At 64.6% G+C, this 17315-nt stretch carries 14 protein-coding genes; 7 read left to right on the top strand and 7 right to left on the bottom strand.

Annotated elements, in window-relative coordinates; genetic code table 11:
* Positions 1 to 93: 93 nt before the first annotated feature.
* A complete protein-coding gene (locus tag DFR49_RS12725; RefSeq protein ID WP_119036014.1) occupies positions 94 to 612 on the top strand; it encodes a hypothetical protein in 519 nt (172 codons plus the stop codon).
* Positions 525 to 1403: a DUF7007 domain-containing protein gene (locus DFR49_RS12720; RefSeq protein ID WP_245968440.1), complete on the top strand. Its 879-nt coding sequence runs from the start codon at positions 525 to 527 to the stop codon at positions 1401 to 1403. The genes DFR49_RS12725 and DFR49_RS12720 overlap by 88 nt, the downstream gene beginning before the upstream one ends.
* Positions 1404 to 1464: 61 nt before the next feature.
* Here DFR49_RS12720 and DFR49_RS12715 read toward each other — a convergent pair whose 3' ends face one another.
* Both DFR49_RS12715 and DFR49_RS12710 read right to left on the bottom strand, forming a co-directional pair.
* Entirely contained in the window at positions 1465 to 1872 is a 408-nt protein-coding gene (locus DFR49_RS12715) for a type II toxin-antitoxin system VapC family toxin (protein WP_245968437.1), read from the bottom strand.
* Entirely contained in the window at positions 1838 to 2107 is a 270-nt protein-coding gene (locus DFR49_RS12710; protein WP_119036012.1) for an AbrB/MazE/SpoVT family DNA-binding domain-containing protein, read from the bottom strand. Before DFR49_RS12710 ends, DFR49_RS12715 begins: the two co-directional genes overlap by 35 nt.
* A gap of 185 nt (positions 2108 to 2292) precedes the next feature.
* On the opposite strand from DFR49_RS12710, the gene DFR49_RS12705 reads away from it, so the two are divergent.
* The 3 genes from DFR49_RS12705 (at position 2293) to DFR49_RS12695 (ending at position 9014) form a co-directional block, all read left to right on the top strand.
* Positions 2293 to 6648: a strawberry notch-like NTP hydrolase domain-containing protein gene (locus tag DFR49_RS12705; RefSeq protein ID WP_119036011.1), complete on the top strand. Its 4356-nt coding sequence runs from the start codon at positions 2293 to 2295 to the stop codon at positions 6646 to 6648.
* Between the two features lie 12 nt (positions 6649 to 6660).
* Positions 6661 to 7713 (top strand): DUF7146 domain-containing protein, encoded by a 1053-nt coding sequence (locus DFR49_RS12700; protein WP_119036010.1) that lies wholly within the window; start codon positions 6661 to 6663, stop codon positions 7711 to 7713.
* A gap of 362 nt (positions 7714 to 8075) precedes the next feature.
* A complete protein-coding gene (locus DFR49_RS12695; protein ID WP_119036414.1) occupies positions 8076 to 9014 on the top strand; it encodes a DUF2493 domain-containing protein in 939 nt (312 codons plus the stop codon).
* A 32-nt stretch (positions 9015 to 9046) separates the two neighbouring features.
* Here the strand turns inward: DFR49_RS12695 and DFR49_RS12690 are convergent, their stop codons facing one another.
* Both DFR49_RS12690 and pip read right to left on the bottom strand, forming a co-directional pair.
* Positions 9047 to 9328: a hypothetical protein gene (locus tag DFR49_RS12690; protein ID WP_119036009.1), complete on the bottom strand. Its 282-nt coding sequence runs from the start codon at positions 9326 to 9328 to the stop codon at positions 9047 to 9049.
* Positions 9329 to 9396: 68 nt separating this feature from the next.
* Entirely contained in the window at positions 9397 to 10503 is a 1107-nt protein-coding gene (pip, locus tag DFR49_RS12685) for a prolyl aminopeptidase (protein ID WP_119036008.1), read from the bottom strand.
* Between the two features lie 407 nt (positions 10504 to 10910).
* On the opposite strand from pip, the gene DFR49_RS12680 reads away from it, so the two are divergent.
* Both DFR49_RS12680 and DFR49_RS22550 read left to right on the top strand, forming a co-directional pair.
* Complete coding sequence (locus DFR49_RS12680; protein WP_119036007.1) at positions 10911 to 11231, top strand: DUF736 domain-containing protein; 321 nt, start codon at positions 10911 to 10913, stop codon at positions 11229 to 11231.
* Between the two features lie 674 nt (positions 11232 to 11905).
* Positions 11906 to 12097: a DUF7668 domain-containing protein gene (locus DFR49_RS22550; RefSeq protein WP_425454941.1), complete on the top strand. Its 192-nt coding sequence runs from the start codon at positions 11906 to 11908 to the stop codon at positions 12095 to 12097.
* A 326-nt stretch (positions 12098 to 12423) separates the two neighbouring features.
* On the opposite strand, the gene DFR49_RS12670 is transcribed toward DFR49_RS22550, so the two are convergent.
* The 3 genes from DFR49_RS12670 to DFR49_RS12660 form a co-directional block, all read right to left on the bottom strand.
* Positions 12424 to 13776, bottom strand: a complete 1353-nt coding sequence (locus DFR49_RS12670; RefSeq protein WP_119036005.1) for an MFS transporter — start codon at positions 13774 to 13776, stop codon at positions 12424 to 12426.
* 337 nt (positions 13777 to 14113) lie between these two features.
* Complete coding sequence (locus DFR49_RS12665; RefSeq protein WP_119036004.1) at positions 14114 to 15571, bottom strand: aldehyde dehydrogenase family protein; 1458 nt, start codon at positions 15569 to 15571, stop codon at positions 14114 to 14116.
* Between the two features lie 116 nt (positions 15572 to 15687).
* A complete protein-coding gene (locus DFR49_RS12660; RefSeq protein WP_119036003.1) occupies positions 15688 to 17121 on the bottom strand; it encodes an MFS transporter in 1434 nt (477 codons plus the stop codon).
* Positions 17122 to 17315 lie beyond the last annotated feature (194 nt).

Below are 17315 nucleotides of genomic sequence, written 5' to 3'. Positions count from 1 at the left end.
AGAGCGAGAGAAAGATCACCGGCAGGTGAGCTGCTCGGCTGGAGAGAGAGCGGTCGGCGGCTCGTTCTTTCCTCGCTCTCTCGGAGACGATCCATGTCCAATCCAATCACGTCCCCCACTGCGGCGGGCACGGTCCCGGCCGTCCTCGACGGTCAGGCCGTTTATGATACCGTCCCGCTCGGCGCGGTTTTGCGCTATTTCGACGGGACGCCGCAGCCGCCCGCGCGCTTCACCCGCAAGCTGCACGTCTGGCGCAGCCGCAACGGCACCGGCCGCCTGGTCGAGAAGTCGCTTCCATCGACGATCGGTAATTCGACCTATCCCGCGGGCTTTACGCTGGATCAAGGCAGTTATGGCTCGAATGGGGTTACCGTCCTGACGGTGCGGACCATCTATCAGGTCACGACGGCGCAGCGCTTTGAGGTCATCGAATGGCCGCAGCCCGGCATGGTTCGCGTGCTTCATCGCCGGAACGGGCGCGATGAGCTCAAATATCTCGCGCCCGACATGGCTGCGGCCGAGGCGTGGATGCAGCGGAACCGTTATTCCAACCTCGTCACCAAAATCGTCGGCGCCGCCGAACTTTCCGCCAATCTTGGGAGGGCGGCATGACGATCTCCGATCTTTTCGTTCGCACCGCCGCGGGTCTGCTCGCGGCCCGCGTCGACGATCTGGCTTGGCTAGCCGTCCCGGTGGACAGCGGCATCAGGATCGCCAGCGCGTGGCGACTGATCGAGCCGCTGTCGCAATGGACGCCTGCGGACTTTCATGGCGCCGAAGGCGTGGTCGCTGACGAGGCCGGTTTTCGCGCACATGTGCAGGCCATTGCCGAGCATCGCCGCCAATTGCCCGCGCTCGCGCGCGAGACAGGCGATCTCGGAATCGAAACCCCGTGGGGGCGGCCCGACCATGCTGTTCGCTACGCCGAAGGCATCATCTGCTATTCGACACCGAGCCACGGCGGATTCCATGTCGATGCGGAGCGCAGCGCCGTCATGCCGGCGGCGCTTCGCAACGCCGACGGCTGGTATGAGGAGGATTGCGAATGGGCCAAGGTCGCGATCGCCTTCCCGGACCTGTTTACGGACTATGAGCGCGAACATGCCGAGCGCACGCTGCGCGACTGGAATCCGGACGCCTGGGAGGCCGTGAACGGTCGCAAGCTCGACCTTTGCGAGTCCTTCATGCGCGATCGGCAGCATTTCGAAGCCGTCCACGCGCATGACTGGGTTGTGATCTCAGCCTCGCGGTCGGACGACCATCCCGGTCAGATCGAATGCCCCGCGACCCTGGGCGGAAAGCGCGGCAATGTGCCGGTGCGCAACTTCCTCGTGCCGCGCGACGAATACAGTATCGGCCGGCACGGTTTCGTGATCGACGAGCAGCGGCACTCGCAAATTTGACGTCATCGGAGCGGCCTTCCTTGGGGCCGCTCCTTTTTTGACGACTGGAGACCGAGGCCGATCAGGGCGCCTCGACTGCCGTTGCCCCTTTGGGCGCGCGCTTCGCCAGGTCCTTGTCAAAGCTGAGGAACAGGGCACAGTCCTCGGTGCGCGACAGATGGAGCGCGTCGGCGAAGTCCATCCCCTTCATCATCCAGTCGAGCGCCTGGGCGAGCCGGGCCGGTTCCTCCACGCGCACGCCGGGCAGGCCTGCCAAGCCGCGCAGCGCCCTGGCGACCGCCTCGCCATCGAAATCATAGGCGGCGCGCAATACCCATTCGGTCTCCATCAGCACCGTGGTCGCAATGAAGATGTCTCCCGCCTCGATCGCTGCACGCGCTCGTTTCGCCTGCCGGGCATCGTCGGCGACGAGAAAGCGGACGAGGACGTTGGTATCAACCGCGCGCACGACGCCGCGCTTCGGCTGCAACCGCTTCATCCATCTCGGCAATCGACTTGGCGGATCCCTTATAGGCAAGCGACCCGAATAACGCGGCGACGCTGGTTTCGGGAAACAGCGGCGCGGGCTTCAGCACCACGCCTTCGGGCGTCTCCTCCACCGTCAGCCGCGTGCCAGCTGGCCAATGCCGCTGCTCGCGGATCGCCTTGGGCAGGATCACCTGCCCCTTGGTGGACACCACCGTCGTCAGCGCTGTAGCGGCCATGGTCGAATCTCCTTGGTAAGACGAATGTAAGATAGTCCCTTCGCGATCGATCGGCAAGGCATGGGTCGGGACGTAGCGCTGACCGGAAAGAGGAAAGAGCGGCCGGTCCCGGACGGGCCGGGCCGGGTTGAGAGAGAGCGTCCGGGCGGCCCCTTCCTGAGCCATGCTCTCCCGGAGATTCTGCCATGACCTCTTCCGCTTCCGCGGCAGCTTCGGCCGCGCCCGTTGCCGCATCCGGTTTCACCGCAACCGCCGAGCGCCTGCTCGACGCCGCCCGCCGTCTTGTCCTCGATCTCGAACAGGGCCGCGCGATCGACGCGCGTGCGCTGCGCGCCGCGATGGAAGGGGCGTTCGGCGCCAGCGACGCGGATGGCGCGTGGGACTGGAAATCGGCCTATGACGCCTGCGAGGCCGCCGAGATCCTGTTCCTGCGCCGGTTCGGCGCCGCCATCCTTGCACGCGCGCCGGCGTCGACGCTGGCGATGATCGAGCGCCTGGCCGGGTTGCTGCCGACGCACACGCGGCGGTCCGAGACCAGCCAGGCGCTCCAGCAATTCTCGACCCCGGCGGGCCTCGCCTTCGTCGCGGCGCGCGCCGCCTCGATCCATCCGGGCGAAATCGTGCTCGAACCCTCGGCCGGCACCGGCATGCTGGCGATTCACGCCGAACTGGCTGGCGCGCGCGTCTCGCTCAATGAGCTTGCCGACGTTCGTACGGAGCTCGCCCAGCGCCTGTTCACGGCCGCGCCCGTCACGCGGCACGACGCCGCGCAGATCCATGATCGACTCGATCCGGCGCTGATCCCGGACGTGGTGCTGATGAACCCGCCATTCTCGGCCGTCGCCAATGTCGACAAGGCCGTGAAGGACGCGGCACTCCGCCATATTTCCTCCGCGCTCACGCGGCTCCGCCCCGGCGGGCGGCTGGTCGCCATCACCGGCGCCGGTTGCGGTCCCGAGATGCCGCAATGGACCGACGCCTTCGTCCGGCTGCAGGAGCGCGGCCGCATCCTGTTCTCGGCGACGATCGACGGGAGCGTCTATGCCAAGCACGGCACCAGCATCGCGACCCGTCTCACGGTCATCGACCACGTGCCGGCCGACGATCCGACGCGGATGCCGCCGGTGCTGGAGCAGGCCGCCGACACTGCCGCCTTGCTCGCGCTGGTCGAGGCGCATGTGCCGCCGCGCCCGACTCCGCCGCCCGGTGTGGCGCCGTCGCTGCCGGTCTCGGCCGGCATATCGCCGGTCCGCTCGCCGCGTCTCGCCAAGCCCTCATCGCAGGCCGTGCCGAGGGCATCGGCCGAGCCGCAAGGCGTAGCGCTCGACTACACGCTGCTCGACGCAGTGCCCGACCAGGCCGACCGGCTGAGCGCCGCGATCTATGAGCCCTATCGGCTCCAGTCGATCGCGATTCCCGGCGCGCAACCGCACCCGACGCCGTTGGTTCAGTCGGCGGCGATGGCATCGGTCGCGCCGCCCAAGCCGAGCTATCTGCCGCACCTGCCGCCCGCGTTCGTGACCTTGGGCATCCTGTCGGACGCGCAGCTCGAATCGGTCATCTATGCCGGCGAGGCGCATGCGGGCTTCATCTCGGGCGCGTGGACGGTCGATGACACCTTCGATACCGTCTCGGCCGCATCCGACGATGCCGAGGACGCCATCCACTTCCGGCGCGGCTGGTTCCTGGGCGACGGCACCGGCGCGGGCAAGGGTCGCCAGGTCGCCGGCATCATCCTCGACAACTGGCTGAAGGGCCGGCGCCGCGCGCTGTGGATCAGCAAGTCCGATAAATTGCTGGAGGATTCGCAGCGCGATTGGTCGGCGCTCGGCCAGGAACGGTTGCTCGTCACGCCCTTGTCGCGGTTCCGGCAGGGCACGCCGATCCGTTTCGATGAAGGCGTGCTGTTCACGACCTATGCGACGCTTCGCTCGCAGGAGCGCGGCGAAAAGGCGTCGCGCATCCAGCAAATCATCGACTGGCTGGGCCGCGATTTCGACGGGGTGATCGTCTTCGACGAGGCGCACGCGATGGCCAATGCCGCCGGCAGCAAAAGCGGGCGCGGCGACGTCGCGCCCTCGCAGCAGGGCCGCGCCGGGCTACGGCTCCAGCATGCGCTCCCCAACGCCCGCATCGTCTATGTCTCGGCGACCGGCGCGACCACGGTGCGAAATCTCGCTTACGCCCAGCGGCTCGGCCTTTGGGGCGGCGAGGATTTCCCGTTCGCGTCGCGAGCGGATTTCGTCGCGGCGATCGAGGATGGCGGCGTCGCGGCGATGGAAGTGCTTGCGCGCGACCTCAAGGCGCTCGGCCTCTATGCGGCGCGCTCGCTCTCGTTCGATGGCGTCGAATATGAACTGGTCGAGCATGCCCTGACGCCCGAGCAGCTCCGCATCTACGATGCCTACGCTGGAGCGTTCCAGGTCATCCATAACAATCTCGACGCCGCGATGCGGGCGGCTGGCATCACCGGCTCGGACGGGACGCTCAACGCGCAGGCCAAGTCGGCGGCGCGCTCGGCGTTCGAATCCGCCAAGCAGCGTTTCTTCAATCACCTCATCACCGCGATGCAGACGCCGACCGTGGTGAAGTCGATCGCGCGCGATCTCGAAGACGGCCATGCCGCCGTCGTCCAGATCGTCTCGACCGGCGAAGCGCTGATGGACCGCCGTCTGGCCGACATCCCTACGCAAGAATGGGATGACGTGTCCGTGGACATTACCCCGCGCGAATACGTCCTCGACTATCTCGCCAGCAGCTTCCCGGTGCAGCTCTACGAACCGTTCTCCGATGGCGAGGGCAATGTCTTCTCGCGCCCCGTCCAGAACGCCGATGGCCAGCCCGTCGAATGCCGCGAGGCGGTCGAACGGCGCGAGGCGATGATCGAGAAGCTCGCATCACTGCCGCCGGTGCCGGGGGCGCTCGATCAGATATTGCATCATTTCGGTGACGATCAGGTCGCCGAGGTGACAGGGCGCACGCGGCGGATCGTCGCGCGGCATGATCGCGGCGCGGTGCGCTATGCGGTCCAGAACCGGCCCGGCTCGGCCAACCTTGCCGAGACGTCCGCGTTCATGGACGACGAGAAGCGCATCCTGATCTTCTCCGATGCGGGCGGCACCGGGCGCAGTTATCACGCCGATCTCGGGTGCCGGAATCAGCGGCGGCGCATCCACTACCTGCTCGAGGCGGGCTGGAAGGCCGACAACGCCATTCAGGGGTTCGGCCGGACCAACCGCACGAACCAGGCGCAGCCACCCTTGTTCAAGCCGGTGACGACCGACGTGAAGGCGCAGAAGCGCTTCACCTCGACTATCGCGCGCCGGCTCGACACGATGGGCGCGATCACGCGCGGCCAGCGGCAGACCGGCGGGCAGAATATGTATCGCCCCGAGGACAATCTCGAATCCTTCTACGGCCGCGATGCGCTCCGCCAGCTCTACGTCCTGCTGGTTCGCGGCAAGGTCGACGGCTGCTCGCTCCACCGCTTCGAGGATGCGACCGGGCTTCGCCTGATCGACAGCGGCACGGGCGGGCTCAAGGACGAGCTGCCACCGATCACGACGTTCCTCAACCGGATGCTGGCGCTGCCGATCGACCTTCAGAACATCCTCTTCACGGTGTTTGAGGAACTGCTAGTCGCGCGGATCGAGGGTGCGATCGCCAGCGGCACCTACGAGGTCGGGCTGGAGACGCTCACCGCCGAGAGCTTCCGCATCACCGACCGCCGCATCATCTACACCCATCCGGGCACCGGCGCCGAGACCAGCTTGCTGACGATTGAGCGGCAGGATCGCAATCGGCCGGTGACGCTCGACGAGGCGCTGTTCCGCCGCCGCGAGCAGGGTGCGGCGCTGATGGTCAACAGCCGCTCGGGCCGCGCGGCGGTTCGCGTACCGACCCGCAGCCTCTTGCTCGACGACGGCACGCTCGAACGGCGTGTGCGGCTGGTCCGGCCAACCGAGTCGACGGCAGTGCCGCTCGACAAGATGCCCTCGACCCATTGGCAGGAGGTCGATCGCGAGACGTTCACCGCCGCCTGGGAAGCCGAACTCGCCGAAGTGCCCGAGCTCGTGACCAGCACGATGCACATGGTCGCGGGGCTGCTGCTGCCGATCTGGCGGCGGCTTCCGGAGGAATCGACCCACGTCTATCGGCTCCAGACCGACGATGGCGAGCGCGTCATCGGTCGCCGGGTCTCGCCCGCCTGGGTGGCATCGACGCTTGGCGACCAGGCGCCGAAACTGTCGGCCGATCAAGTCTGGCAGGCATTGACCGGCGGCTCTGTCGAAATCCATCTCGCCGAGGGCCATGTCCTGAAACAGGTCCGCGCGATGGGCACGCCGCGCATCGAGTTGACCGGGTTCAATGATTTGGGTGTCGATCGGCTAAAATCGGTCGGGTTGATCTCCGAAATCGTCTCGTGGAAACTGCGTCTGTTCGTTCCCACGGGGGCCGAGGGTCCGAACATCCTCGCCCGCCTGATCGAGCGCTATCCGCTCGAACGGGTGGTCGAGCGTCAGCCGGCGCGTGCCGCCTGAGGAGATGGCCCGATGAAATCGCCCGCCACCCAGATTGCCCGCCTTCTCGCCGAGCGCGTGGAGGCCGCGTGCCGCCATTACCTGTCGAACGGCCGTCGCGAGGGGCGTTACTGGCTGGTGGGCGATCGCTGCAACACGCCGGGGCGCAGTCTCTTCCTGCGCCTCGTCGACTCCCCCGACGGCAAGGGCCGTGCGGGGAAATGGACCGACGCGCAGAGCGGCGAACATGGCGACCTGCTCGACATCATCGCCGCCACGCGCGCGACTCGCACGCTCCGCGAAACCCTCGACGAGGCACGGCGCTTCCTGAGCATGCCCGTCGAACCGCAAGAGGACCGCGAGCCAACCCGTCGACCGACGCGAGCGCCGACCGGATCGCCCGAAGCGGCACGGCGTCTGTTCGCGGCGACACAGCCGCTCCGGCGCACGACCGGGGATCGCTATCTGCGCGGTCGACTTCTGTTCACCGCGGCGAACTGCACCGCCCTGCGCTTTCACCCGCATTGCTGGTATCGTCCATCGAAGGACGATGCGCCGGACACGCCGACCGCGTTTCCGGGTATCATCGCCGCCGTCACCGACCTGTCCGGTACGATCACCGGGGTTCACCGAACCTGGCTCGATCCGACCACCGCAGGCAAGGCCGCGGTCTCCTATCCGCGTCGCGCCATGGGCCATCTTCTTGAACATGCGGTTCGCTTGGGACCAATGGCGCCTATCATGGTTGCCGGCGAGGGCATCGAGACGATGCTCTCGCTGCGCGAGGCGATCCCCGCGCTGTCGCCGATCGCTGGTCTCTCGGGCGCGCACCTTGCCGCGATCGCCTTTCCGCCGGTGCTGCGCAGGCTCTATGTCGCACGCGATGACGATCCCGCCGGCACCCATGCGGTGACAACATTGGCTGAACGTGCTGACGCGGCCGGGATCGAGATGGTCCCGCTCGAACCCCGCTGCGACGATTTCAACACCGATCTCCGGCGTCTCGGGCTCGATCGGCTGCGTCACAATGTCGGGATTCAGCTTCGCCCCGAGGACCGCAGGCAGTTTCTGCTCGACGTAGCTTGAAGGCCGGGACGAGAAAGCGTTTTCGGGTCTCGCCGTCACCTCCTTTCCGGTCGGGCACTATCGTTGCCGTCCGCTTTTGCCGGGGAGTCCGCGCCATCGGCCTTCTTGAGAGGGCGACGGAACGGCAAGCGGCCCGGCCCCGCAACGGCTGCGCGCGACTATTTTCCGCCGCGGTCCTCCGGCCCGCTTTGCATCGCGAGGCAAAATAGCCGCGGCTTTTGCCGTCCTTCGCTGATCGCTTCGGTCCCCGTCCGGCAGTGTCCGCCGGACCGCTGACGCTCGGGGATGCCCGGCTGGGCCGCCCGCCGTCTGTCGTCGCCACGAAGGCCGCGAGTGGCGCGGCCGGCAAGACGGAGGCAGCAATGAGCACCGACCCCGACATCCATGACGACGAGCCCGAGAACGAGCCCCCGTCGTTCGCGCATTTGCTCGACGAGCTGGAACTCTACGCCACGCGGCCGTTCGAAGACGAAACCGACCCCCGACCGCTTCCAAGCTACCGCCAAGTCGCGGGCGTCGCCGCCGACACGTTCGATGCGATGGTCTCGGCGCTGGAAGACACCCGGCTCGAATCCGATCTCGAAGACCTGCTCTGGCACATGACCAATGTGTTCCAGCGCGCGGTCGAACGGGTCGAGCGCGAGCTCGACATCAACGAGCAGGCGCAGCGTCGGCTTCAGCGCGAGCAGGACGGCTCGGAAGTTCGCTCGGTCGAGCTCGAGGCAGCGGTGGCGATCGGCCGCACGATGATCGAGCGGCGCGACGCGATGGAGGCATTCCGTGACGCCTTCGCCGACCAGTTCCGCGCCTATATCCGCAAGCCCTGGCTCCCCAGCTCAGGCTCGAAGGTGAACCGCAAGGCGCTCACCTCGGCGGTGATCGACAGCCGCGACTTCATCAACGCGAAGCGTTGGGCTGACAAGCAGGTGCTCATTCCACCTGGTAAGCGCATCTATTTCTCAGGCGGTGCCGCCTATAACGATCACGCGTTGATTTTCGAAGTGCTCGACAGAACGCTAGCCAAGATCCCCGACATGATCCTGCTGCACGGCGACGCAAAGACCGGTGCCGAGAAGATCGCGAAGAGCTGGGCCGGCATCCGAGGTGTTCCGCAAGTTCCGTTTGCGCCCGACTTCAAGAAGCACAGCCGGGCATCGGCGCCGTTCAAGCGCAATGACGAAGTGCTCCAGCAGAATCTGGTCGGCGTCATCGTGTTCCCCGGGGGCGGCATCCAGGACAATTTGTTCGACAAGGCGCGGGCCATGGGCATCACCCGCTGGGACTTCCGGAGCCGCGGTTGACGCCATTTCGGGCGGTTCGACAACAAATGCGCTCAGTCCAGTCGTGCGTTGGAGAGGCGCATATACTCACTCTCGGTCACGAACACCGTGAGGAACTCGCCGGTACAATCTTCGACATGCTCGGTTTCAAATGTCTCCGTCCCATGGAGGATGATACCGCCAAGCCGGACAAGCCCGTCATGGGTATAATCCTGCATATCGATGCGAAACGTCAGAATGCCGGCGCGGCCGTGATAGACGAATGCCTTGCCGAAATGCGGCAGATCGGGCGCAAAATTCATGCTCAGATGTGGATCGGGCTCCGTCGCGCTCATTCAGCCAGTGTTACACATCCACAGCACTATGCAATTATGATCAAGAAATATGATCAAGAAAGATGTCGTCAGCGAGGCTTTGAGCTAGCGTCGAGCGGCGGCAGGCCATCCATAATCGCGGTCAGCGCCAGCGCGGTCTCGCGCTCCATCGCACTGTGGCCGGCGTTGGTAACCACGAAGGTGGCGGGTTGCGTGCCCACCGCCTGCAGCGCCGCGATCAGCCGGGACGCCTGAGTCAGCGGACAAACCAGATCGAAGCGGCCATGGACGATATGGATCGGGATGCGCGCCAGCGTCGCGGCGTTGTCGATGATGTGGTCGGGCGCCATGAACAGGCGGTTAGCGAAATAATGTGCCTCGATCTGGGCGAAGCTCAGCGCGAAAGCGGCCTCGCCGAACTTGCCCTCGTCGGTCTCGTCGGGGATCAAGTTGGAGATCGTGCCCTCCCACACCGACCATGCCAGTGCGGCTCCGAGCTGGCGCCGCCGCTCGACGTCGGACGTCGGCACCATGTCGAAGATTGCCTTGTAGGCCTTCATCACGTCGCCGCGATCGGCCGCCCCGATCGGAGCCAGGAAACGTGCCCAGGCTTCGGGATAACTGACGTAGGAGCCCGGCTCGGTGAGCGCATAAGGCGCCTCGGCAAAGGTCGCTGCATTGCCCTGGTACATGAAGTGCAGGTCTTCGGGCGCGCCGAGGAAGATGCCGCGCAGGATCAGGTTAGCGCAATGTTCAGGATGCGCGATGGCATAGGCCATTGCCAGCGTGCTGCCCCAGCTGCCGCCGAAGACGTGCATCTGCCCGGCGATGCCGAGCGCATCGCGCAGGCGCTCGATATCGGCGATCAAATGCGCGGTGGTGTTGTTGGCCAGCGCTATCGCCGGGCCATCTGCGGCGACGGTGGGCATGCTCTTGCCGCAGCCGCGCTGGTCGAACAGGACGATGCGATAGCGCGCCGGATCGAAATAGCGCGCCATCACAGGGCTGCACGCGCCGCCGGGCCCGCCGTGGAGGACCATGACCGGCTCGCCGGCGGGATTGCCGTATTCTTCCCAATAGAGGCGATGGTCGGGCTCACGGTCGACCTGCAATAGCCCGCTCGCCCGCGCCGCCGCCTCGGGATAGCGCCACTCGTCGGTGATCTTGCTGGTGCGCTGCAGTGCCGAGAAATCCATCCTTCGTTCTCCTGCCTCTTGAGTGTCGGCATAGCGAGCGTTGGTGGCAGGGAATAGCGCGACGCCATTTCATGACGGACGTTGAAGCGATGCAGATCTCGGCGGAGCGCAGCGAGAACGATCAGGCGGGGCTGTTGGAAACCGCTACAGCGCAGTTCGACAAGTAAAGAAACATGCCGACAGCTGAACCTCGCGCCACCACGGCGGTGGCATGCCGGGAAGCCAGCGGATGCCTTCGGTCGTTTTGGACCACCCCTTGCTTGTCGCCTGGGTTCGGGGTGCGGTCGCCTATGCCGTCAACCCCTGTGCGGGGTTCGCCCTCCGCTTTGCTGCGGTGACGGCGGCGTCCGACCCCTTTCGGTGGCGCCATCGGGGATGGTCCCCGAGCAACCGAAGGAGAAATCGACATGGCTACCATTGCCAACCTTACCGTGAAGTCCGATGGTTCGATGGACGGCACGCTTGCGACACTCAACGTGACCGCGCCGATCTCGATCGTTCCCAACGTCCGCAAGACCAAGGAGAACGAACCTGACTTCCGCATCATCAGCCGCAAGAACGGTTTCGAACTGGGCGCCGGCTGGAATCGCTTTTCGCAGAATACCGGCGCGGAATATGTCTCGGTGTCGCTGTCGGCGCCCGAGTTCGGCACGATCTATGGCAACGTCGCCAATGCGCCTGGCGATGACCCGAGCAAGAAGGTGATCATCTGGAACCCGCCGGCCTGAGCCCGCTGGCACCGGCCCCGCCTTCGGGCGGGGCCGGCTATATGTCGCGGGGAGCTGGGCCGGATTATGGGCGTAATGCCGACCGGCCAATTTTCGGCAGCAACTGGGTCGCCTCGTTCCTGTCTGGTTCAAGGTGCGAAAATCGGTGAAGCTGCCGTTCGTTTGAACCAACGCCCCGGTCAGCCGCCGCCGACATAGCTGTCGTTCGAGGCTTTTGGGCGGGCGCCTGAAACCGGTCGTTCGTTCATACGACCGATCATGGCGCCTCCTGGGCCGCGAGCCGTCGGGCAGGTTTAAGCCGAACCATAATGAAAGCTGCCCTTACCTGATTTCTCATTCTAACTGGCTCGAGTGACAGTTACCGCGGATTTAACCATCTTAAGCTCAATCATGGATGTTGTCTAAGGTGACGTCGCGCACATTGAGCGGATCAGGCCGCTTGCCCCTCCCTATGGCTTTGCTCCAGAAGGCAAAAATCGCGATTGGGCGGAGCGATTATCAATGCTGCAATGAGACGGCGATGAGCATGAGGTGCCATCGGAATGGCGCATACGTTTTCAACGGATTGTCGATGCCTTTCTCCTAAATGACTTTCAGCTCTCCGATCACCCAATCGACCGGGTGGCCCCCGTCAGTCCAGCAACGGCGAAAGCCATCGTGTGCAATGTAAGCGCATGCGGCGCTTCGCTGACCGCATTGTACACCGCCACTTGGAAAGGTCCGTCTATCGCTGGTTGGACGGGTATTGGCTGTTCCTTGTCGATCTGACGACCAAGGACGAGGAAGTTAGCGATCTGACCCTTCATGCCAAATTGGCTGATGCATCGGATGCACGCCTCGAAGTTCAGTCAGTTCACGTCCCCTGAAAACGACGCGCCCAATATGTCCACGCCGCCTAATCTCCGATAGCCAACCGCCCGAAGAATTCGTGCACCAGCTTCGCACCATTTCGGCTAAACTGTCTCATGAGCAGGCGCGGGCGACGGCGGCTGCCCAATTGGTCGAATGGCATTGACGCCGTTCCGCGACAGCCAACAATCACCGCCTGGCGTTCCGACGCACGATAACGAACGGTCTGGTCGGACAATGGCCGTACTACTCGAGCGACGAAAAAATTGTGCGTTAATCAGATCGAGCGCTCCAACCAAATATCGCTAACGTTCGACTCCCGGCGCGCGAGCCGCCGATGGAATCAGAAACCCTTACGGCCTTTTCGACGCGCCACCACCACGAACGCGACGGCAAAGGCCGCAGCGAGCCATGGAGCGAAGGCAAGGCCGGTGAAAACATAGGCGATATTGGTACCGCCCGCGAGCACGATGCCTATCAGCATCGGCGATAGCATTTGGCCGAACCGGCCCGAAGACGTGCACCAGCCGACGCCCGTCGAGCGCGACGACACTGGGAACAGCCGGGTCGCCATCGCTTGAGCGCCGGCCGCGCCAGTGCCGACGAACACACCGATCAGAGCCGCAGCGATCATGACCATTGGCAAGCTGGAGCCGGCGACGCCCAGCGCTGCGACGCACACCCCGCCCAGCGCCAGTGCCGGAGCAACGATGCGGAGCGAGCCGAAGCGATCGACGAGCCAGCCCGCGATCATCATGATCGCCAGACACCCGATATTGAACGCCGCTTGAGCCAGCGCCGCTTGCGAGACGGTGAGGCCGTGCTCGGTAAGGATCGTCGGAAACCAAACGACCATGATCTTCGTCGTCGCCGAGATGAAGAGGTTGATGATGCAGAGCAGCACCGTAAGCGGCGCAAGGTCGTTGCGGAACACCGACCAGAAGCCGCCCGCCCGCTCCGACGTCGGTGCGGCAGCCTCGTTTTTCGGTTCCGCCAACGCCGACCGGTCGAGATCGAGCTGGCCTAGCAGGCGGTCGAGATTTGCCGAGCGGCCACCCTTCGAGATCAAATAGCGGATCGATTCGGGCAACCAGCCAACCACTAGGATCAGGGTGATCGCCCCCATCAATGCAGCGATGTAGAGCACCGTGCGCCAGTCGTGTGACGTCAGGATCGCCGCGGCCATGATGCCGCCGAGCGCCGCCCCGGCCGGATAGCCGGCATAGACGATCGAGACCATCGTGCCGCGTAGCCGTCCAGGCGCAAATTCCGATGTGATGGCAAGCGCGGACGAGAACACGCCCGCCAGACCAAGACCGGCGAAAAAGCGGCTGATCATCAAAAGCTCGAACGTCGGAACGACCGCGGTCAGCAGCGTGAACACCGTCATCACCGATACGCAGATCATGATCGCCGTCTTGCGGCCAAACCGATCACCCACGACGCCGAACAGGAGCGCGCCGACCGTCGCGCCGATCTGGGTCACCGAGAAGATCGATCCGAGCGCTGTCTTATCCAGCCCCAGATCCTTGCTCATCAACGGCGCGACGACGCCGATCGACTGGTTGTCGATACCGTCGAGCATCGTGACCAGCATACAAAGCACAAACACGCGAATCTGAACCGCGCGCAGCCTTCCCTCATCGAGTCTCTCCTGGAAAGCGCTACCCGAGGTCACCGTAGCGGTATCAAGCATCTCTCACTCCCTGCGCATGGGGCTGTTGCCAGCTTTTAAGGGAGAGACCCGTGGGATGCAGGCTACTACGCTCCCGAACATGTGGCGCCGGCGGCGGCGCTGCGTCCGTCCCACGCGAGGATGCAGTGCATCTCGCAGCGGAAAGGGAATCTCGCATGTCGAACGCCGATCCCTTCTTTCTAAAAAGTTGGACATGTTCGGTAATCCCATTTGGGTGGACATGTCCATTTTAATCGCGATCGGTTCATTGCGAAGGCTCATGCATGCTGCCCGGCTGTACCGGCAACAAAGCGACGGTCACGCGAAGCGGCAACCGCCGGGCTTCCTCGACCTGCTGCTATTTGCGCATCGCCAGATTATAAGCCTTTTGCTCGGTATAGCTCAGCATCTCCTCGATGCCTTCTTCGCGTCCGGTGCCGCTGTTCTTCATGCCGCCGTAGGGCATGGCGGGATAATGCGGCCCAACGCTATTGATCCATATATAGCCGGCGCGCACGCGCCGCGCGGCGGCGAAGGCGTCGTCGATATCGTTGGCATAGATCGAGGCGGTCAGCCCCATATCAGTCGCGTTGGCGATCGCGATCGCCTGATCGAGCGTCGACCACTTCATTACAGAAAGAACCGGGCCAAAAACTTCCTGCTGCGCAATACGCATCGATTGCTCGACATCGCCGAACAGCGTCGGCTGGACCCAGAAGCCCCTGCGGAACCCCTCGCCTTCGGGCCGGCCGCCACCAGCCAGCAGCCGGGCGCCATCCTCACGCGCCGCTGCGATATGGCCCAGGACCTTGTCGTACTGACCCTTTGAGTTGATTGCGCCCATCTGGCTTGCCGGGTCCATCGGGTCGCCCACGCGAATTTTGCTGATGCGCTCCACCAGCCCGGCGACGACAGCGTCATAGATCGATTCATGGAGCAACAGCCTGCTGGTCGATCCGCAAGACTGGCCTTGCCACGAGAAATTCATGCCGGCGATCGCGGCGTCGATCACGGTCGCCGGGTCCACATCGGGGAAGGCGATGAGCGGGTTCTTTCCCCCGAGTTCGAGCGTGACGTGCTTGACGGCACTCTCCGCCGCCATGCGCTGGATGGCCATGCCGGTCTCAACCGATCCGATGAATGCGATGCGCTTGACGGTGGGATGGCGAACCAGCGGCGCCCCTGCCCCGACGCCGGTCCCGGTGACAATGTTGAACACGCCCGGCGGCAGCGCCTCGCGCGCGATCTCCGATAGAATCAACGCCGAAAGCGAACTCGTCTCGGGGGGCTTAACCACCACCGAATTGCCCGCCATCAGCGCGGCCGCGGTACGCGCTGTGGCGAACATCACCGGATGGTTGAACGGCACGATCCGCGCCACCACCCCGTAGGGCTCACGCACGGTGAAATGAAGATTACCTGGGGTCGCGGGGATTGTATCCCCTTTCAGCTCGTAAGCGAGGCCGGCATAATAGTTCAGCCCGTCGACGCCGGTGCGCACATCGCCGCGCATCGGTGCGATCGTGTTGCCAGTGTCGCGGACCTCGACTTCGAGCAACTCTTGAGCGCGGTCGAGTATCTTTCGGCCGAACGCGCGGAGCGCCTCGGCGCGTGCGGCGACGCCGATCCCGTTCCAAGCCTCCCAAGAACGGTCTGCCGCCTCAACAGCCCGTGCGACGTCGCGGTCATTGCCTGCGGGAACGCGCCCGATCACTGCCTCGGTTGCCGGATCGATAGAATCGATCCATTCGCCGCCTTCGCTTGTCACCAGTTCGCCGCCGATCAGCATGTGCGACGCTGTCGTCACCCGATTCATTAGGCCCCTCCTGCCGCCCAGAGAATCTAGCGGTCGCGTTTATTTATGGACGTGTCCGTTTTTAATGGATCGTATGACGACGTCAACCTACCGGATCGCCCGGCCCGAATTCCGGGTCAGCGACCGAGACGAGGCTGTGACGAAAGCGGGATCGCGCCGCTGCCGAGGCCGATGGCGACCGCCAGCACGATCAGTGCGGCCGCCGCCGCGAATGTGATCTTCAACCCGTGCGCGGCCGCGCTGGCGGCAAATGATTCGCCGGGCATGCCATGAGCGGCTGCGGAGAAAATCGAGGCCATCACCGACGCCCCGGTCACCAGCCCGACATTACGCGAGAGATTAATCAGCGCCGCATAAGTACCGCGTGTTTCCGTGTCGGATTTCGCCAGCACCGCGGCATTATTGGCGATCTGGAACAAGCCATAGCCGCCCATGACCACGATTATCGCGGCAATGAAGCGCGGCAGTCCGACGATGCCGTCACCGCATGCGAGTACCGCTGAGCCCGCGCCCATGACAAACAGACCAACCATGGTCATTACCGATACGCCCAGACGGTCCACCAGCCGCCCGACCGGGACGCCGGCGACAACCGAGGTAATCGGGCCTGCCGAAAGCGCCAGCCCGGCGCACGCGGGCGTCATCTGCAGGCCGTAGACCAGATAGAAGGGGCCAACGACCAGCGTCGCCATGATCACCGTCGAGCCGATCACGCTCATTCCCAGATTGCCGCACAAAGAAACGTCGCGGAAAGTCTCGAGACGCAGCAGCGGATCGTCGGCGCGCCGCTCGACCAGCACGAAACCCGCCGCGCCCAGGATCGCGAACGCCAGAGCGACGACATTGCCGCCGGCGAATCGCCCGCCGATGGGCGTAGCCGCGTAGCAATAAGCGCACAGCGCCGCGATGAGCAGGAAGGTGCCGGTCCAGTCAGTCCGCCACCGCCGCGCCACCGGATGGAATGTTAGGGGAACCGTGCGATGGATCATCCAGACGATCGCGGCACAGATCGGTACGTTGATCAGGAACAGCGCGCGCCAGCCGAACGCTGCGATCAACAGCCCACCCAGCGACGGGCCGGCAGCGGTGCCCAGGCCGGACATCGCGCCGAGCAACCCTAGCGCGCTGCCCAGTCGCGCCGGCGGCACGATGTCGCAGATCAGCACGATCGCCAGTACGAGCATGATCGCACCGCCCATGCCTTGCAGCGCCCGCGCAGCGATCAGAAACCAGAAGTTCCATGCCGCACCCGCGCCGATCGAAGCCACGCCGAACAGCAACAGTCCGACGAACAACAATCGCTGGCGGCCCACGCTGTCCGCAAGCCGACCGGCATTTATGAGCAGGCTGATGACGGCGAGAAAATAAGCGAGCACGATCCACTGCGTTTGCGCGAAGCTGATCGCGAAGCTGCGCGACAATGTCGGGAGGCCGATATTTGCCACGCTGCCGCCCAGCGATGACAGAAAGATCGTGGCGGATAGGCTGGCGACGGCACCGCGCGGGGATTTTGCCGGACTGCTGCCAGCGCCGATATTGCCATCGTCCATCAAAACGCGCCCTCCGTTCGCTCTATTTAAAAGGCCGTTGCCAGACCCTTGCGCCAACCCCGGGGCGCGGCGACCTCCAAAAAGCTACTCGCAATCGCCTTGACATCATCCAACTTAATGGACATGTTCATTTGTAATTGAAAGCGGTGGAGCATCGTTTGAGGCTTCGCGATGCGATCAGCGAACGGCGCTTC

It is taken from the genome of Hephaestia caeni (assembly GCF_003550065.1).
GTDB lineage: Bacteria > Pseudomonadota > Alphaproteobacteria > Sphingomonadales > Sphingomonadaceae > Sphingomonas > Sphingomonas caeni_A.
This window is presented reverse-complemented; position numbering and strand designations above follow the sequence as displayed.